At 62.2% G+C, this 13,932-nt stretch carries 13 protein-coding genes; 3 read left to right on the forward strand and 10 right to left on the reverse strand.

The genetic code is table 11. The features are described from left to right. Nucleotides 1–16 precede the first annotated feature (16 nt). From GKKCFE_RS08940 to GKKCFE_RS08960, 5 genes are read right to left on the reverse strand one after another with little or no spacing between them, the layout of a single operon-like run. A complete protein-coding gene (locus GKKCFE_RS08940) occupies nucleotides 17–1,675 on the reverse strand; it encodes a methyl-accepting chemotaxis protein (RefSeq protein WP_047227660.1) in 1,659 nt (552 codons plus the stop codon). 33 nt (nucleotides 1,676–1,708) lie between these two features. Next, nucleotides 1,709–3,808: a chemotaxis protein CheA gene (locus GKKCFE_RS08945; protein ID WP_445577749.1), complete on the reverse strand. Its 2,100-nt coding sequence runs from the start codon at nucleotides 3,806–3,808 to the stop codon at nucleotides 1,709–1,711. Between the two features lie 39 nt (nucleotides 3,809–3,847). Further along, nucleotides 3,848–4,132, reverse strand: coding sequence for an STAS domain-containing protein (locus tag GKKCFE_RS08950; RefSeq protein ID WP_047227659.1), 285 nt, complete (start codon nucleotides 4,130–4,132; stop codon nucleotides 3,848–3,850). A 15-nt stretch (nucleotides 4,133–4,147) separates the two neighbouring features. Next, a complete protein-coding gene (locus tag GKKCFE_RS08955) occupies nucleotides 4,148–4,516 on the reverse strand; it encodes a response regulator (RefSeq protein WP_047227658.1) in 369 nt (122 codons plus the stop codon). Between the two features lie 11 nt (nucleotides 4,517–4,527). Continuing rightward, nucleotides 4,528–5,745, reverse strand: a complete 1,218-nt coding sequence (locus tag GKKCFE_RS08960) for a methyl-accepting chemotaxis protein (RefSeq protein WP_445577750.1) — start codon at nucleotides 5,743–5,745, stop codon at nucleotides 4,528–4,530. A 301-nt stretch (nucleotides 5,746–6,046) separates the two neighbouring features. On the opposite strand from GKKCFE_RS08960, the gene GKKCFE_RS08965 reads away from it, so the two are divergent. After that, entirely contained in the window at nucleotides 6,047–7,393 is a 1,347-nt protein-coding gene (locus tag GKKCFE_RS08965; RefSeq protein ID WP_047227656.1) for an MATE family efflux transporter, read from the forward strand. Nucleotides 7,394–7,577: 184 nt separating this feature from the next. Further along, nucleotides 7,578–8,246: an HAD family hydrolase gene (locus tag GKKCFE_RS08970; RefSeq protein ID WP_139050591.1), complete on the forward strand. Its 669-nt coding sequence runs from the start codon at nucleotides 7,578–7,580 to the stop codon at nucleotides 8,244–8,246. Between the two features lie 133 nt (nucleotides 8,247–8,379). Here GKKCFE_RS08970 and ppnN read toward each other — a convergent pair whose 3' ends face one another. Continuing rightward, complete coding sequence (gene ppnN, locus GKKCFE_RS08975; RefSeq protein WP_047227654.1) at nucleotides 8,380–9,753, reverse strand: nucleotide 5'-monophosphate nucleosidase PpnN; 1,374 nt, start codon at nucleotides 9,751–9,753, stop codon at nucleotides 8,380–8,382. 217 nt (nucleotides 9,754–9,970) lie between these two features. Between ppnN and GKKCFE_RS08980 the strand changes: the two genes are divergently transcribed. Then, a complete protein-coding gene (locus GKKCFE_RS08980; protein WP_445577751.1) occupies nucleotides 9,971–10,504 on the forward strand; it encodes a DUF3087 family protein in 534 nt (177 codons plus the stop codon). Nucleotides 10,505–10,574: 70 nt separating this feature from the next. Here GKKCFE_RS08980 and GKKCFE_RS08985 read toward each other — a convergent pair whose 3' ends face one another. From GKKCFE_RS08985 to modC, 4 genes are all read right to left on the reverse strand, one after another. Continuing rightward, nucleotides 10,575–10,754, reverse strand: coding sequence for a con-10 family general stress protein (locus GKKCFE_RS08985; protein WP_139050589.1), 180 nt, complete (start codon nucleotides 10,752–10,754; stop codon nucleotides 10,575–10,577). 126 nt (nucleotides 10,755–10,880) lie between these two features. Beyond that, nucleotides 10,881–11,447, reverse strand: coding sequence for an ATP-dependent Clp protease proteolytic subunit (locus tag GKKCFE_RS08990; RefSeq protein WP_139050588.1), 567 nt, complete (start codon nucleotides 11,445–11,447; stop codon nucleotides 10,881–10,883). 133 nt (nucleotides 11,448–11,580) lie between these two features. After that, complete coding sequence (locus tag GKKCFE_RS08995; RefSeq protein ID WP_445577752.1) at nucleotides 11,581–12,618, reverse strand: DNA topoisomerase IB; 1,038 nt, start codon at nucleotides 12,616–12,618, stop codon at nucleotides 11,581–11,583. Between the two features lie 232 nt (nucleotides 12,619–12,850). Beyond that, nucleotides 12,851–13,930: a molybdenum ABC transporter ATP-binding protein gene (gene modC / locus GKKCFE_RS09000; RefSeq protein WP_445577753.1), complete on the reverse strand. Its 1,080-nt coding sequence runs from the start codon at nucleotides 13,928–13,930 to the stop codon at nucleotides 12,851–12,853. Nucleotides 13,931–13,932: the final 2 nt, after the last annotated feature.

Consider the following 13,932-nt stretch of genomic DNA (forward strand, 5'->3'; position numbering starts at 1 on the left):
CCGTAGGGCCGGACCGTCAGAACCGGGTGAATTCGGATTCGTCTGGCGCGCTGGCCATGTTGTAGGCAAATGCCTTGGGCATCACCGCCGCGGGCGCACGGGCTGTCTTGCGACTGGACGGGCCGGGCGTGTTGTCCACCTTCAGTGGCTGGCTGGCCGATTTGGCCGGCGCGTCCAGGGTGAAGAAGCTCATGGCCTGTTGCAGCTGTTCGGCCTGGCTGCTCATCTCTTCTGCGGTGGCGGCCAATTCTTCGCTGCTGGAAGCGTTCTGCTGGGTCACCTGGTTGAGCTGGGTCATGGCTGTGTTGATCTGCGCCACGCCGGCGGCCTGTTCTTCGGACGCGGCGCTGATTTCCTGCACCAGGTCCGAGGTCTTGTTGATGGACGGGACCATTTCGTTGAGCAGATGCCCGGCCTTCTCGGCCATGTCGACGCTGCTGGACGACAGCTCGCCGATCTCCTGGGCCGCCACCTGGCTGCGTTCAGCCAGTTTGCGCACCTCGGCGGCGACGACCGCGAAGCCTTTGCCGTGCTCACCGGCGCGGGCCGCTTCGATTGCAGCGTTGAGCGCCAGCAGGTTGGTCTGGTAGGCGATGTCGTCGATGATGCTGATGCGTTGGGCGATTTTCTTCATCGCCACCACGGTCTGCTGCACCGATTCACCGCCGTCGGTGGCTTCCTTGGCGGCTTTGCTGGCCATGCCGTCGGTGACCTTGGCGTTCTCGGTGTTCTGGTTGATGCTGGCGCTCATTTGTTCGATGGAGGCGCTGGTTTCTTCGACGCTGGCCGCCTGCTCGCTGGTGGCCTGGCTCATGGATTGCGCGGTGGCGCTGACTTCTTCGGAGGCGCTGGCCAGGTTGTCGGCGGCGTTGCGCACTTCACCGATGATATGGGACAGCTTGCCCACCATGTTTTGCATGGCGTTGAGCACCATGCCGGTTTCGTCCTTGGAGCCGCTTTCGATTTTCGCGTTCAGGTTGCCTTCGGCCAGTTGCTCGGCAACCAAGGCCGCCTGTTTCAGGGGGCGGGAAATGATCCGGGAAATGAACAGTGCCAGGCCCAGGCCCACCAGCAGGGCGGCAACCAGCACGGCGATGATCGACAGACGCGCATTCTCATACAGTTCCGTACCATGGGCGCTGGCCACGTCGGCCCCGGCGGCATTGAGCTCAACCAGTTTCTGCAGGTCGGCGGTCACCAGGTCGAAATGACGTTTGGATTCGCCCTTGAGCAACGTCTGGGCTTCGTTGAGCAGATTTTGTCGGGACAGTGCGAACAGGTCTTTGCTAACGGCCAGGTACGCGGCCCAGTCACTGCGGGCAGTGTCGAACAGCTGGCGATCTTCGGCACTGGACAGCAGTTTTTCATAGGTCGCCAGACGCGTTTCGAAACCCTGCTTGGCTTCGTCCGCTTCTTTTTCGATGGCCGTGCGCTCCTGCTCGGAGTCAGCGGAAATGTGGCGATTTTCCTTGAGGCGATAGTTCGCCGCGTAGAAGCGCATGCCCGAGGCGGCGCGCATCGAAGTCATCCAGTTTTCGCGGATCTCGATGGTTGTGCCGTTGACCTCGTTGAGTTGGATAATCGAGAACACCCCCATGACGGCGGTCAACGCGAGTACCACCAGAAACGAGGTGATCAGTTTGGTGGCGATTCTAAGATCGTAGAACCATTTCATTGGGAAGTACCTCTCCATGGAATTGCTAAAGCGTCAGCGAGCAGTGGCTTGTTGTGATTGAGTCGAGGTGTAGCGGTTGTCTATTTGGGCGATCTGCGTGAGCAGCGCCGGCACGTCGAGAATCAACGCCACAGCGCCGCTGCCCAGGATCGTCGAGCCGCTGATGCCGCGCAGCGCGCCGAACAACTTGCCCAGGGGTTTGATCACGGTCTGGAATTCACCGAGCAGGTCATCCACCACCAGCCCGGCCTTGAGTTCGGCGTAGCGCACCACCACCACGTTCTGCCGGCGCGAGGCCGGGCCTTCGTGGTTGAAGTGATCGCGCAGGTACACCAGCGGCAGCACTTCTCCGCGCAGGTCGAGGTAGCCTTGTTCGCGGCTGCAAACCCCGTCGTCCTCGCTCAGCTCGATGCATTCCTGAACCATGTCCAGGGGAATGACGTACGTGGACTGGCCGATGCCCACCAGAAAGCCATTGATGATCGCCAGCGTCAGCGGCAGGCGGATGCGCACCACGGTGCCCTGGCCCGGTTGGCTGTCCAGGTCGACAGTGCCGCGCAGCAGGGTAATGTTGCGCTTGACCACATCCATGCCCACGCCACGCCCGGAAAGGTTGGTGACGGCCTGGGCGGTGGAGAAACCCGGCTCGAAGATCAGGTTGTAGATTTCCTGGTCGGTGGGGCTGGCGCCAAGGGCAACCAGACCACGTTCCTGGGCTTTTTCCAGGATCCGGTCACGGTTCAGGCCGGCGCCGTCGTCGGCGATTTCCAGCACGATGCTGCCTGAGTCGTGATAGGCATTGAGGTGCAGATGACCTTTGGCCGGTTTACCGGCCGCCAGCCGCGCCTCGGCGGTCTCGATGCCGTGGTCCATGGCGTTGCGCAACAGGTGCATGAGCGGGTCACCGATTTTTTCCACCACGGTTTTATCCAGCTCGGTTTCCGCACCGCTGATGATCAGGTCGATGTCCTTGCCCAATTCCTGGCTGACATCGCGCACCACCCGGCGGAACCGGTTGAAGGTTTCGCCAATGGGGATCATGCGCAGACGCAAGGCGCCGTCGAGAATCTCTTCCACCAGCCCGGACACCGTTGAAGTCGATTCCTGCAACGAGTCGTCGTTGCAGTGGCGGGCCAGCAGGCTGGCGCCGGCGCTGGCGATGACCAGCTCGCCCACCAGGTTGATCAACTCGTCGAGCTTGTCGGCGTTGACCCGCACATAGGCGCCGTCCTTGGCCTTGCCGTCGCTGGTCGTCGGTTGCTTGTCGGGCGAGACCTGAGCGGGCATGCGCGCAGCCGAACGCTGGTCCGGCATCAGTTCGCCGGTGGTGACCATTGCCGTGTTGGGGTCAGCCTGCTCTTGAGTGGTTGCAACCAGCCCGGTGTTCATCTGCGGCACGGGGTCATCAATGGCGACGATCTGGATCTGGCAATCTTCGCGCACGAAATCGAAGACTTCGTTGATCGCCCCGTGGCCGGCAGCCGAACTGAACTCAATGTCGAACCCCAGGTAGCAGGACTCGGCATCCCAGGTTTCGGCCGAGGGCATTGCGTCGGTCAGCGTGGTGATGTGGATGATCTCACCGAGGGTTTGCAGGTAACGCAGAAATGACAGCGGGTCCATGCCGTTGCGGAACACCTCCGGGCCAAAACGCAGGGCAATATGCCAGAGGCGCGTTTCGGCGGGCGCTTGTGTGTCGCTTGCTTCGGCGGGCTTCGGGGCTTCGGCAGGCGAGGGCGCCTGATATTCCTGAAGGATCTGGCACAGCTCCATTTCCCGGGCCAGGGCCGGGGGCGCCAGTTTCGCGCCCTGGTTGGCCACCACATTGATCAGCTCCAGCATGTGATCACTGGACTTGAGCAGCACGGCGATCAGGCCGGCGTCCACTTCGACGCTGCCATTGCGCAACCGATCGAGCACGTCTTCGACGATGTGGGTGAAACTGACGATGGGTTCCAGGCCGAACAGCCCGGCCGATCCCTTGATCGTATGGGCCGCCCGGAAGATCGCGCCAATAGCATCATCGTCGCCCGGGTCGCTTTCCAGTTGCAGCAGGGACTCTTCCATCGCCTGCAACTGTTCCCGTGCCTCGACGATGAACGTTTGTTGTGCCTGATCGAGATTGATGCTCACGCTCATATCCTTTGTCGTGTCCGACGTGTTGCGAGGTCTCTATACAACCAGGTTGCACAGGGCGAGTGTTTCCGTGACGGCCTTGCTGTGGCCCGTTATTTCCAGGCGGGTACCGGCCTTGGGAGCCTCGCGCTGGACCATCATCAGCAGTTGCAGGCCGGCGCCGTCCATTTCCGTAATCTGCGACAGATCCAGCGCCATGCGCGGCGTCGCCCCCAGGCGCGGCAGCAACTGCGCGGCGAGGTCGGCGGCGGTGTAGATCGTCAGCTCGCCGTCGATCTGCACCTGCGCGGTGTCGTCCTGTGTTTCGTACAGCAAGGGCATTTCACTCTCCGCGAATCAAGGAAGAATCAGCTTGGACACCGCCGCCAGCATCTGCGCCGGCTGGAACGGCTTGACCACCCAGGCCTTGGCACCCGCCGCCTGGCCCTCGAGTTTTTTCGACTCCTGGGATTCGGTGGTGAGCATGATGATCGGCGTGAACTTGTAGCTGGCCAGCTTCTTGACCTCCTTGACGAAGGTGATGCCGTCCATGTTCGGCATGTTCACGTCACTGATGATCAGGTGCACCTTCTGGCCATTGAGCTTGCCCAGTGCATCCTTGCCATCGCTGGCCTCGATCACGTCGTAGCCGGCACTTTTCAACGCGATGCCGACGACCTGCCGGACGCTCGCTGAGTCGTCGACAACCAATACACTTTTAGCCATGAACGGCTCTCCTAGAAGAAGGTTATTTCCTGTGAATTCTGTTGCGTGCCCGATTCGCCGTGATGGTTGCGGCGTTGTTCTTCGGTGGCGTATGTGGTTTCCATGCGCGCCAGCCATTGGCGGGCATCGATGGAAACGGCCTGGTCGGGCGACTGACTGGCCTGCTGCATATGCACATGCAGGTCCTCGATGTTGTCGCGCACGTGGCTGAGAATCTGGCTGACCCGATCCTGGAATTGCAGGTTGACCAGCACTTCGGTGAGCTCGTCGCGAATACCGAAGCTTTCCTGCTGCAGCAGGTCGGCCGATTCGGCCAGCCGCCCGGTGACGCTCTTGAAGCGTTCCAGCACGCGCTGGATGCTGTCCTCGGAGACGCTGACCGACTGGCTGTCCTGATCCGCGCCGCTGGAGGCGGCCTGGACCAATTGAGTGATGGCGCTATTGATGATGTCGACCTTGGCCGACATCTGCTGGCCAGTCTCGCTGGACTTGCTCGACAGGCTGCGCACGGCGTCGGCCACCACCGCAAAACCGCGCCCGGCTTCGCCCGCACGGGCGGCTTCGATGGCGGCGTTGAGGGCCAGCAAGTTGGTTTGCGCGGCAATGGCCGCGACATCGGCGGCCATGGTCCGCAGCTCGCCGGTGTAGGCGGTGAGGTTGCGCACCTGGGCCAGGGTTTCATCGCGGCTGGCCTGGGTGGCTTTCAGGGAGTCGATGACCTGGACCAGCTCACCTTCGCTTTGGGCCAGCACCTGCACGGCGCCGCCACTGCTGTTGCCGGCCAGCTCACCGGCGGCCAGTTGCGAAGCTTGCACGGTATCTTCCAGGCGTGAAGAGATGCCGGTGAAGCGATTGGTCAGCGAGACGATCGCGGTTTCGGTCTGCTGCCGGGAGCTTTCCACCTGCTTGGCCCAGATCGGCATGGCACCGAGGATGACTTCGTTGAGTTGCGCGCTGGCCTTATGGTTCAAGTGGTCGGCGGCGTGTAGCGCGTGATGGGCAATGGCGGCGGCGACGGCTCTGTCGATCTGCTGGTGCTGGGCGCGGGCAGCCCACACGCCGACCCCGGCGCCAATGGCCAGGAGCACGGCACACAACCCCAGGTTTTGTGTACTTGGGCCGTTGAGAACCAGCAGGACGACGCTCGCGATCAGGGCCACAAACAAGCTGGACCAAAGGATGCGCGGCGGAGTTTGGGAATGGGAATGACCGTGTGAATACGACGTCATGGTTCGGTCCTTGAACAGTGTTGCTAACAGGTTATTTACGAATAACTGGTTATCTGCGACCCCACCCCGGACTTTAAGACCGGTCGTCCGATTCCGGTATGGCCGAGGGCGTTGACCTGCCCAGTGAGTGGCACTGTGCTATCTGAGATTAGACGCAGTCGCTGAAATGTCGAGGCGCCCTGACGAACAGATGAGTCGCCCACAACCCCTTGCGCCTTGCTCCCACAGATTCCCTCACCACCATCCGGGAATAAGCTAAATTACCCCGCATCGGATTTTGAACCTCCCATCACGAGCCCTCATGCCCACCCAGCCTCTCTGGAAAATCTACCTTCTGTTCCTGGCCCCCATGGTCCTGTCCAATTTCCTGCAATCGATGTCCGGCACGCTCAATAGCATCTACATCGGCCAGATGCTCGGCACCCAGGCATTGGCGGCGGTATCAGGCATGTTTCCCATCCTGTTTTTCTTTATCGCGCTGGTGATTGGCCTGGGCGCGGGAGCAGGGGTATTGATCGGGCAGGCTTACGGCGCCGGGGAAACCGGCACGGTGAAGGCGATTGCCGGTACCACGTTATTGCTGGCGGCGATCATCGGGCTGGTGGCGGCGGTGCTCGGCACCGTGTTCGCGCGCCAGGCGCTGCAGGGGCTGGGGACGCCGGCCGATGTGCTGGAGGACGCGGTGTCCTATGCCCGGGTGATGATGTGGATCCTGCCGATACTGCTGGTGTTCGTGGTGTTTACCCAGTTGCTGCGCGGGGTGAGCGATACGCTGTCGCCCATGCTGGCCTTGCTGGTGTCCACCAGCGTCGGGCTGCTGCTGACGCCGGCGCTGATTCGCGGCTGGCTGGGGCTGCCGCAGATGGGCATCGAGAGCGCGGCGCTGGCGGGGCTGGTGGGTACGGCGTCGGCCATGGTCATGCTCGCGTGGCGCCTGAACCGTCGCGAGCACGCCCTGGCGCCGGACCGGGCGTTGTTCGCGGCGATGCGCCTGGACATGGACATCCTCGGCAAGGTGCTGCGCATCGGCCTGCCCACGGGGTTGCAGATGGTGGTGATCTCACTGTCGGAGCTGGTGATCCTGGCGCTGGTCAATGGCCACGGGTCCCAGGCCACGGCCGCCTATGGCGCGGTGACGCAGATCGTCAATTACGTGCAGTTCCCGGCGTTGTCGATTGCCATCACCGCCTCGATCCTCGGCGCCCAGGCCATCGGTGCCGGGCGTCTGGAGCGTCTGGGGCCGATCCTGCGTACCGGGCTGTTGATCAACGTCTGGCTCACCGGTGGGCTGGTGGTCTTGGGATATCTGTTGTCTCACTGGCTGCTGGGGCTGTTCATCACCGACCCGGCGGCGCGAATCCAGGCCGAACATCTGCTGCACATCATGCTCTGGAGCCTGCTGGTCTTCGGCTTCCAGGCGGTGGTCGGCGGCATCATGCGCGCCAGCGGCACGGTGCTGATGCCGGTGGCGATTTCGATCTTCTGCATCGTCGGCGTTCAGCTGCCAGTGGCCTACCTGCTGGACGCGCAGTTCGGCCTGCAAGGGGTATGGATGGCGTTTCCGGTGGCTTACTTGAGCATGCTGGTGTTGCAGACCCTGTACTACAAGATGGTCTGGCAGCATCAGCGGATTGAGCGGTTGGTGTAGCTCTGCGCTTTCTGACACAACAAAAAACCTGTGGGAGCGAGCCTGCTCGCGATAGCGTCGGCACATTCGGCATCGATGCGCGCTGACTCACCGCCATCGCGAGCAGGCTCGCTCCCACAGGGATTCGGTGCCTGGCGATGTTACAGTGGCCGGCATTCTCCTACCGCCATCACCGAGGATTTCGATGTCTGCCCGCCCGCCCTCCAGTGTTTCCTATCGCGCCTTCCTCTTCGACATGGACGGCACGCTGCTCAATTCCATCGCCGCGGCCGAGCGGATCTGGACGCGCTGGGCCCTTCGTCACGGTGTGGAGGTGGCGAGCTTTCTGCCGACCATCCACGGCGTGCGCGCCATCGACACCATTGCCCGCCAGCGCCTGCCAGGGGTAGATGCCCTGGCCGAGGCCGAGCAGATTACCCGCGAGGAAATCGAAGACGTGGAAGGTGTGGTGCCGGTGCCCGGTGCTGCAGCATTTCTCAACAGCCTGCCGCCCCTGCAGTGGGCCATCGTCACCTCGGCGCCCATGGCGCTGGCCTTGCGGCGCATGGAAGCGGCCGGCATTCCACGTCCGGCGGTGATGGTCACCGCCGAGGATGTGAGCGACGGCAAACCCAATCCGGCCTGTTATCGACTGGCAGCGGAGCGCTTGCAAGTCGCCCCCCAGGACTGCCTGGTGTTCGAGGATGCCGAAGCGGGTATCAAGGCCGGCGAGGCGGCGGGAGCGGATGTGTGGGTGGTGACGGCGACGCATACGCATCCGGTGGCCACCCCCCATCCGCTGATCAAGGATTACCGTGGGCTTGGCCTTGAGGTGGATGAGGCCGGACGGATGCGACTGAACCCGACGCTGTGATCGCAGCAGACCCCCTGTGGGAGCGAGCCTGCTCGCGATAGCGTCGGCACATTCAGCATTGATGCAATCTGATCCGCCGCCATCGCGAGCAGGCTCGCTCCCACAGTTGGATCTGTGGTGATCGTTGAATCAGTCAGGTCACCACGCGATAGCACGGTTCATACGCCGCGCCGCCCGGCAGTTTCATGCGGTGCTGGGCGACGAAGGCCTGGAGCAGCCGGTCGAGGGGTTCCATGATGGCGGCATCGCCGTGGATCTCGTAAGGACCGTGTTCTTCTATCAGGCGGATACCCTTGTCCTTGACGTTACCGGCCACGATCCCCGAGAACGCCCGGCGCAAGTTGGCGGCCAGTTCGTGGGCGGGCAGGTCGCGCCTCAGGCCCAGGCTGGCCATGTTGGCGTGGGTCGGGTCGAACGGGCGCTGGAAGCCTTCGTCGATTTTCAGCAACCAGTTGAAGTGGAAAGCGTCGTTGCGTTCGCGGCGGAACTGTTTGACCGCCTTGAGCCCTTGGGTCATCTGGCGCGCCACTTCGGCAGGGTCGTCGATGATGATCTGGTAGTGCTTCTGCGCAGCCTCGCCCAGGGTCGCACCGACAAAGGCATGCAGTTGATCAAGGTACGGCGCGGCGCTCTTGGGCCCGGTCAGAACAACCGGGAAGGGCAGGTCCTGGTTGGCCGGGTGCATCAGGATACCCAGCAAGTAGAGGAACTCTTCCGCCGTACCGGCGCCGCCCGGGAAGATGATGATGCCGTGGCCCACGCGCACAAAAGCTTCCAGGCGCTTCTCGATGTCCGGCAGGATCACCAGCTCATTGACGATCGGGTTCGGCGCTTCGGCGGCGATGATGCCGGGCTCCGTCAGGCCCAGGTAACGGCCGCCGTGGATGCGCTGTTTGGCATGGGCGATGGTGGCGCCTTTCATCGGGCCTTTCATCACGCCCGGGCCGCAGCCGGTGCAGATGTCCAGGCTGCGCAGGCCCAGTTCGTGGCCGACTTTCTTGGTGTATTTGTATTCTTCGGTGTTGATCGAGTGGCCGCCCCAGCACACGACAATTTTTGGCTCCACCCCAGGGCGCAATGTGCGGGCGTTGCGCAGCAGGTGGAAGACGTAGTCGCTGATGCCCTGGGAGGAGCTGAGGTCGATGCGCTGGCTGTCCAGTTCGTTCTCGGTGTAGACGATGTCGCGCAGGGCGCTGAACAGCATCTCGCGGGTGCTGGCGATCATCTCGCCATCGACGAAGGCGTCGGCCGGGGCGTTCAGCAGTTCCAGGCGTACGCCGCGGTCTTGCTGGTGAATACGGATCTCGAAGTCCTTGTAGGCTTCCAGGATGGTCTTGGCGTTATCGACATGGGCGCCGGTGTTGAGAATGGCCAGGGCGCACTGGCGGAAGAGGGTATAGATACTGCCGGAACCGGCCTCACTCAGTTGCTGGACTTCACGCTGGGACAAAGTCTCCAGGCTGCCCTTCGGGCTGACCGAGGCGTTGATTACATGTCTTTGATTCATTCAGCTTTCCTTGAAAACGATGCCGTACTCACAACGACGGCATCTTGAAAAAAACGTCCACGCAGAAAGATCGCACGATCCTTGCGGTATCGCCATGGACTTTGATCCGGATCCTTCGGGTCGGTTGCAACACAAAATGAGCTCCAGCATAGCTAAATCCACCGGGCAGGCGATAATGCGGGACTTTTTTTACCCCGCACAAGGAAATTGCACCGCGATGTTCGAGCTCAAGCCGTGGGACGCCGAAGTCTACCGACGCCAGACCCGACGCAGTACCCTCATCGTCGCCGTGACGTTCCTGGCACTGGCGATGCTGTTGTCCAGCCTTTCGGTGATGCTGTTCGGCACACCCGGGGGGGATAATTTTCGCTTCAATCTCGGCGGGGTGATTGCCGCGGTGTTGGTGATGGTCGCCTTGATGCGTCTGTATTTCTGGTCGCAGCCGTGGATGGCCGCGGCGGTGTACGGCTGGCAGCTCAAGCGCAGCCTGATGAGCATCACCAATGTGATCCACCAGGTGAAGGCCGGTGTGCAGGCCCAGGACGTGGCGGCCATGAAGCTGCTACGGTTTTATCATCTGGGATTGACGCAGATGCATCAACTGGACGCCAACTCCAGCGCCCAGGGCTCACTCGCCCGCGAGGCTGATGAGCATCTGACAAGGATGCAGGCGCTCAATCTCGACAGCGAGCAAGCTCGGCTGGACCCGATCTGGATCGACACGGTGAAAAAGGCTTATAGCGGACGCTGATCGACGCCTCAGGGCAATGACAGATTAAGCGCCGGGGCGCAGCAGGCGTGCGCCCCAGCGATTTTCCAGGTTACGATTTTCTGCCCGCGCCTTGGTTGCGGTCAGTTCCTTTGCGGCCCGCTTCAGAGCCTTTCTGACGATCATTGGCAACGTTGCCGCCCGACGCATGGCCGCCTTTCTTGCCGGCTTCCGATGCTTTTTCCCGATCATGTGCGAAGTTGCCTTGGTTTTTGTTTCCGCTACTGGCCATTTCGAGCATCCTCATTTTGGTTACGCGAGCAACGAGCCTCGCATAATTTGTGAAAGATAATGGCCGGCAAAAGTTTAATGAGAACGCTTCGTCAGATGACGAACGGCACGCACTGACCGCACGGGGTCACTGGTCCTCGCCACCACTGATTTTCCAATGCTTGGCATCCGCCGGGAAAACCACTTGCTCGACCCGGTGCGCAATGCCGAAGGCCAAAGAGTTTTCGGCCGGGATGACCCGTTCTTCGGCGCAAAGACATTTGAAAATGTCCAACTGAGTGGCGGCGCCCGCGGTTTCCTTGACGTAGATTTCCACGTACCGCGCCACGTCGTTGTCCAGGCTGGACAGGTATTCCCGCAAACGCGAGTGATCCACCGACTTCTGGCCGAAATACCAGTTCATCGGGTGAATCAGAAAACGCGAGTGAGGCGTGGTGGTGCGGTCGCTGGCGGCCAGGTACATGATGATGCCCATGGACTCGATATTGCCGGCATTCACGGCACGCACCGGCACCGGAAGGGATTTGATGAAGGTGTAGAGGGTAAAGCCGAAGTTGGTACTGCCACCGATCGTCGAGAGGTTGAGCATCAGTGAGTCGGCGCCTTTTTCAATGGCTTCCAGGCAGTTGTCCCGGAAGCGCTCGGTCGTTCCCTGATCGATCTGGCAATGAAAATGGACAATGTGTTCGGACATTTCAAACTCCTGTCGACTTCCCGTTGAACGGTCTGCGCAGCGGTGGCGCCGTACAGTTGGGAGTTCGCAGGTGCGCGGATGTTCCTCGTCTGAGGCCGGATGTTGGCGTTCGCGCAGGTGTGGTTCGCCGGGTTCAGCACGCTTCGGCAGTTTGGGCCATGCGTTGCAGGAACATCGCCAGCGCAGCTTCCTCCTCGCTGAGGCCTTTGCGGACCCGGGGGTTGGGCAGCTCACTCAGCGAACCCAGCAGGAAACCCTCCACCACGGCGGGATGGATGTAGCATTTACGACAGACGGAGGGGGTATTGCCCAGTTGCCGGGCAACCTGCCTGACCATCTCGGCGAGGTGTTTTTTTGCCTCGCTCTCGGTTTCCCAGCACAGCAGTCGCAGCCCCGCCAGAGCCGCCGCGCTGCCGGCCCAGGTGCGGTAGTCCTTGGCGGTGAAGTCCGCGCCGGTGAGGCTCTTGAGGTAGGCGTTGATATCGGACGAGCTGACGGAGTGGCGTTCGCCGTTGTCGTCCAGGTACTGAAACAGGTTCTGCCCGGGAATCTCCTGGCAACGCTTGATGATCCGCGCCAGACGCCGGTCTTTCACGGTGATCTGGTGTTCGACGCCGCTCTTGCCACGGAATTGGAAGGCAATTGCGCTGCCGTTGACCTCCACATGCTTGCTGCGCAGGGTGGTCAGGCCGTAGGAGCGGTTGTCCCGGGCATACTGGGTGTTGCCGACCCGGATCAGGGTGACGTCCAGCAACGTGATAACCGTGGCCATGACCTTGTCGCGGCTGAATCCGGGCGTGGCCAGGATCTGCTCCAGGCGTTTGCGCAAGCGCGGCAGGGTACGGCCGAACTCCAGCATTCGGGAGTATTTGTCGGCATCGCGCACTTCCCGCCAGCGTGGGTGATAGCGGTACTGCTTACGCCCACGAGCGTCCCGACCGGTGGCCTGGAGATGGCCGCGCGGGTCGGTGCAGATCCATACATCGGTGTAGGCCGGCGGTACGGCCAAGGCGTTGATGCGCTGGATTTCGGCCGCATCGGTGATCCGCTGGCCCTGAGGATCGAAATAGCAGAACTTGCCCCGCAACTTTTTGCGGGAGATACCAGGGGCGGTGTCATCGACATAATGCAGATCGGCCGGCAGCGCATCCGGCGGCAGGGTGTCGGGCATGAAAGAATCCTTGGCAGCAAATCCGGGGCCTGTGATCGATTGACCGCAGCCCATTGCGGTCGTGCCAAGTTTCTGAGGTGGCCCGCAACACCCACGAATCAGGGTTGGACCGCCGGACCTGTGGGAGCGAGCCTGCTCGCGATAGCGTCAGATCAGTTCACACCCATGTTGACTGAACCACCGCCATCGCGAGCAAGCCCGCTTCCACAAGGGATTTGTCTGGGGCGATACCCTACGCCAACACCGCCACCGCCTTAATCTGCGCCCACAGCAACTGCCCCGGATGAAGCTTGAGCTGATCCCGGGAGTAACGGGTGATGCGCGCCAACAGCGGCGTGCCAGCAGCCTCCAGCCGAATCAACACATGGGCGGCGTTGTCGGCGGCCAGTTCGCTGACCACGGTAACGGGCAAACGGTTGAGGATGCTGGTCTGGGCATCGTTCGCCAGGCTGAGGCTGACGTCACGCGCCTGGACCTTGAAGCGCAGCGGCTGTCCGATGGCCAGAGGCGTGTGGGCGACACGCACGTTCAAGAGGCTGTCGGGCAGTGTCAACGACAGCAATTGATAGGCCGCGTCATACCCGCTGACCTTGCCCTGGACCACCACGCCCGCGTCATCGCCCAACGCCAGTGGCAGGTCGAGTCGCGCCAGTGTTTCGCCAATCGGCCCGCTGGCCAGCACACGACCGGCCTCCAGCAGCACGATGTGGTCGGCCAGGCGCGCCACTTCGTCCTGCGAGTGGCTGACGTACAGCACAGGGATGTCTAGCTCATCGTGCAGGCGTTGCAGGTAAGGCAGGATTTCGTTCTTGCGCCGGGTATCCAGGGCGGCCAGGGGCTCGTCCATCAGCAGCAGTCGCGGGCTGGTCAACAGGGCTCGGGCGATGCCGACCCGCTGGCGTTCACCGCCGGACAGGTTGTGTGGCTGTCGATCGAGCAAGTGACCGATGCCCAACAGTTCGGTGGCCTGGTCCATGTCCACCCGCCGTTGCGCCGGCGCGATGCGCTTGAGGCCGAACGCCAGATTGGCCTGCACGGACAGATGCGCGAACAGGCTCGCTTCCTGGAACACGTACCCCAGCGCCCGTCGATGGGGCGGCACGAACACGCCGCGCTCGCTGTCCTGCCAGACTTCGCCGTTGACCTCGATGAAAACCCGGGTCGGCCGTTCCAGCCCGGCGATGCAGCGCAGGCAAGTGGTCTTGCCGGAACCGGACTGGCCGTACAGCGCGGTCACGCCACGGCCCGGCAGTTGCACATCCAGGTCCAGGGAGAAGTCTCCATGGTCGAGCTGAAAACGCGCTTGAATCATCG

The sequence above is a fragment of the Pseudomonas sp. E141 genome (assembly GCF_052659885.1).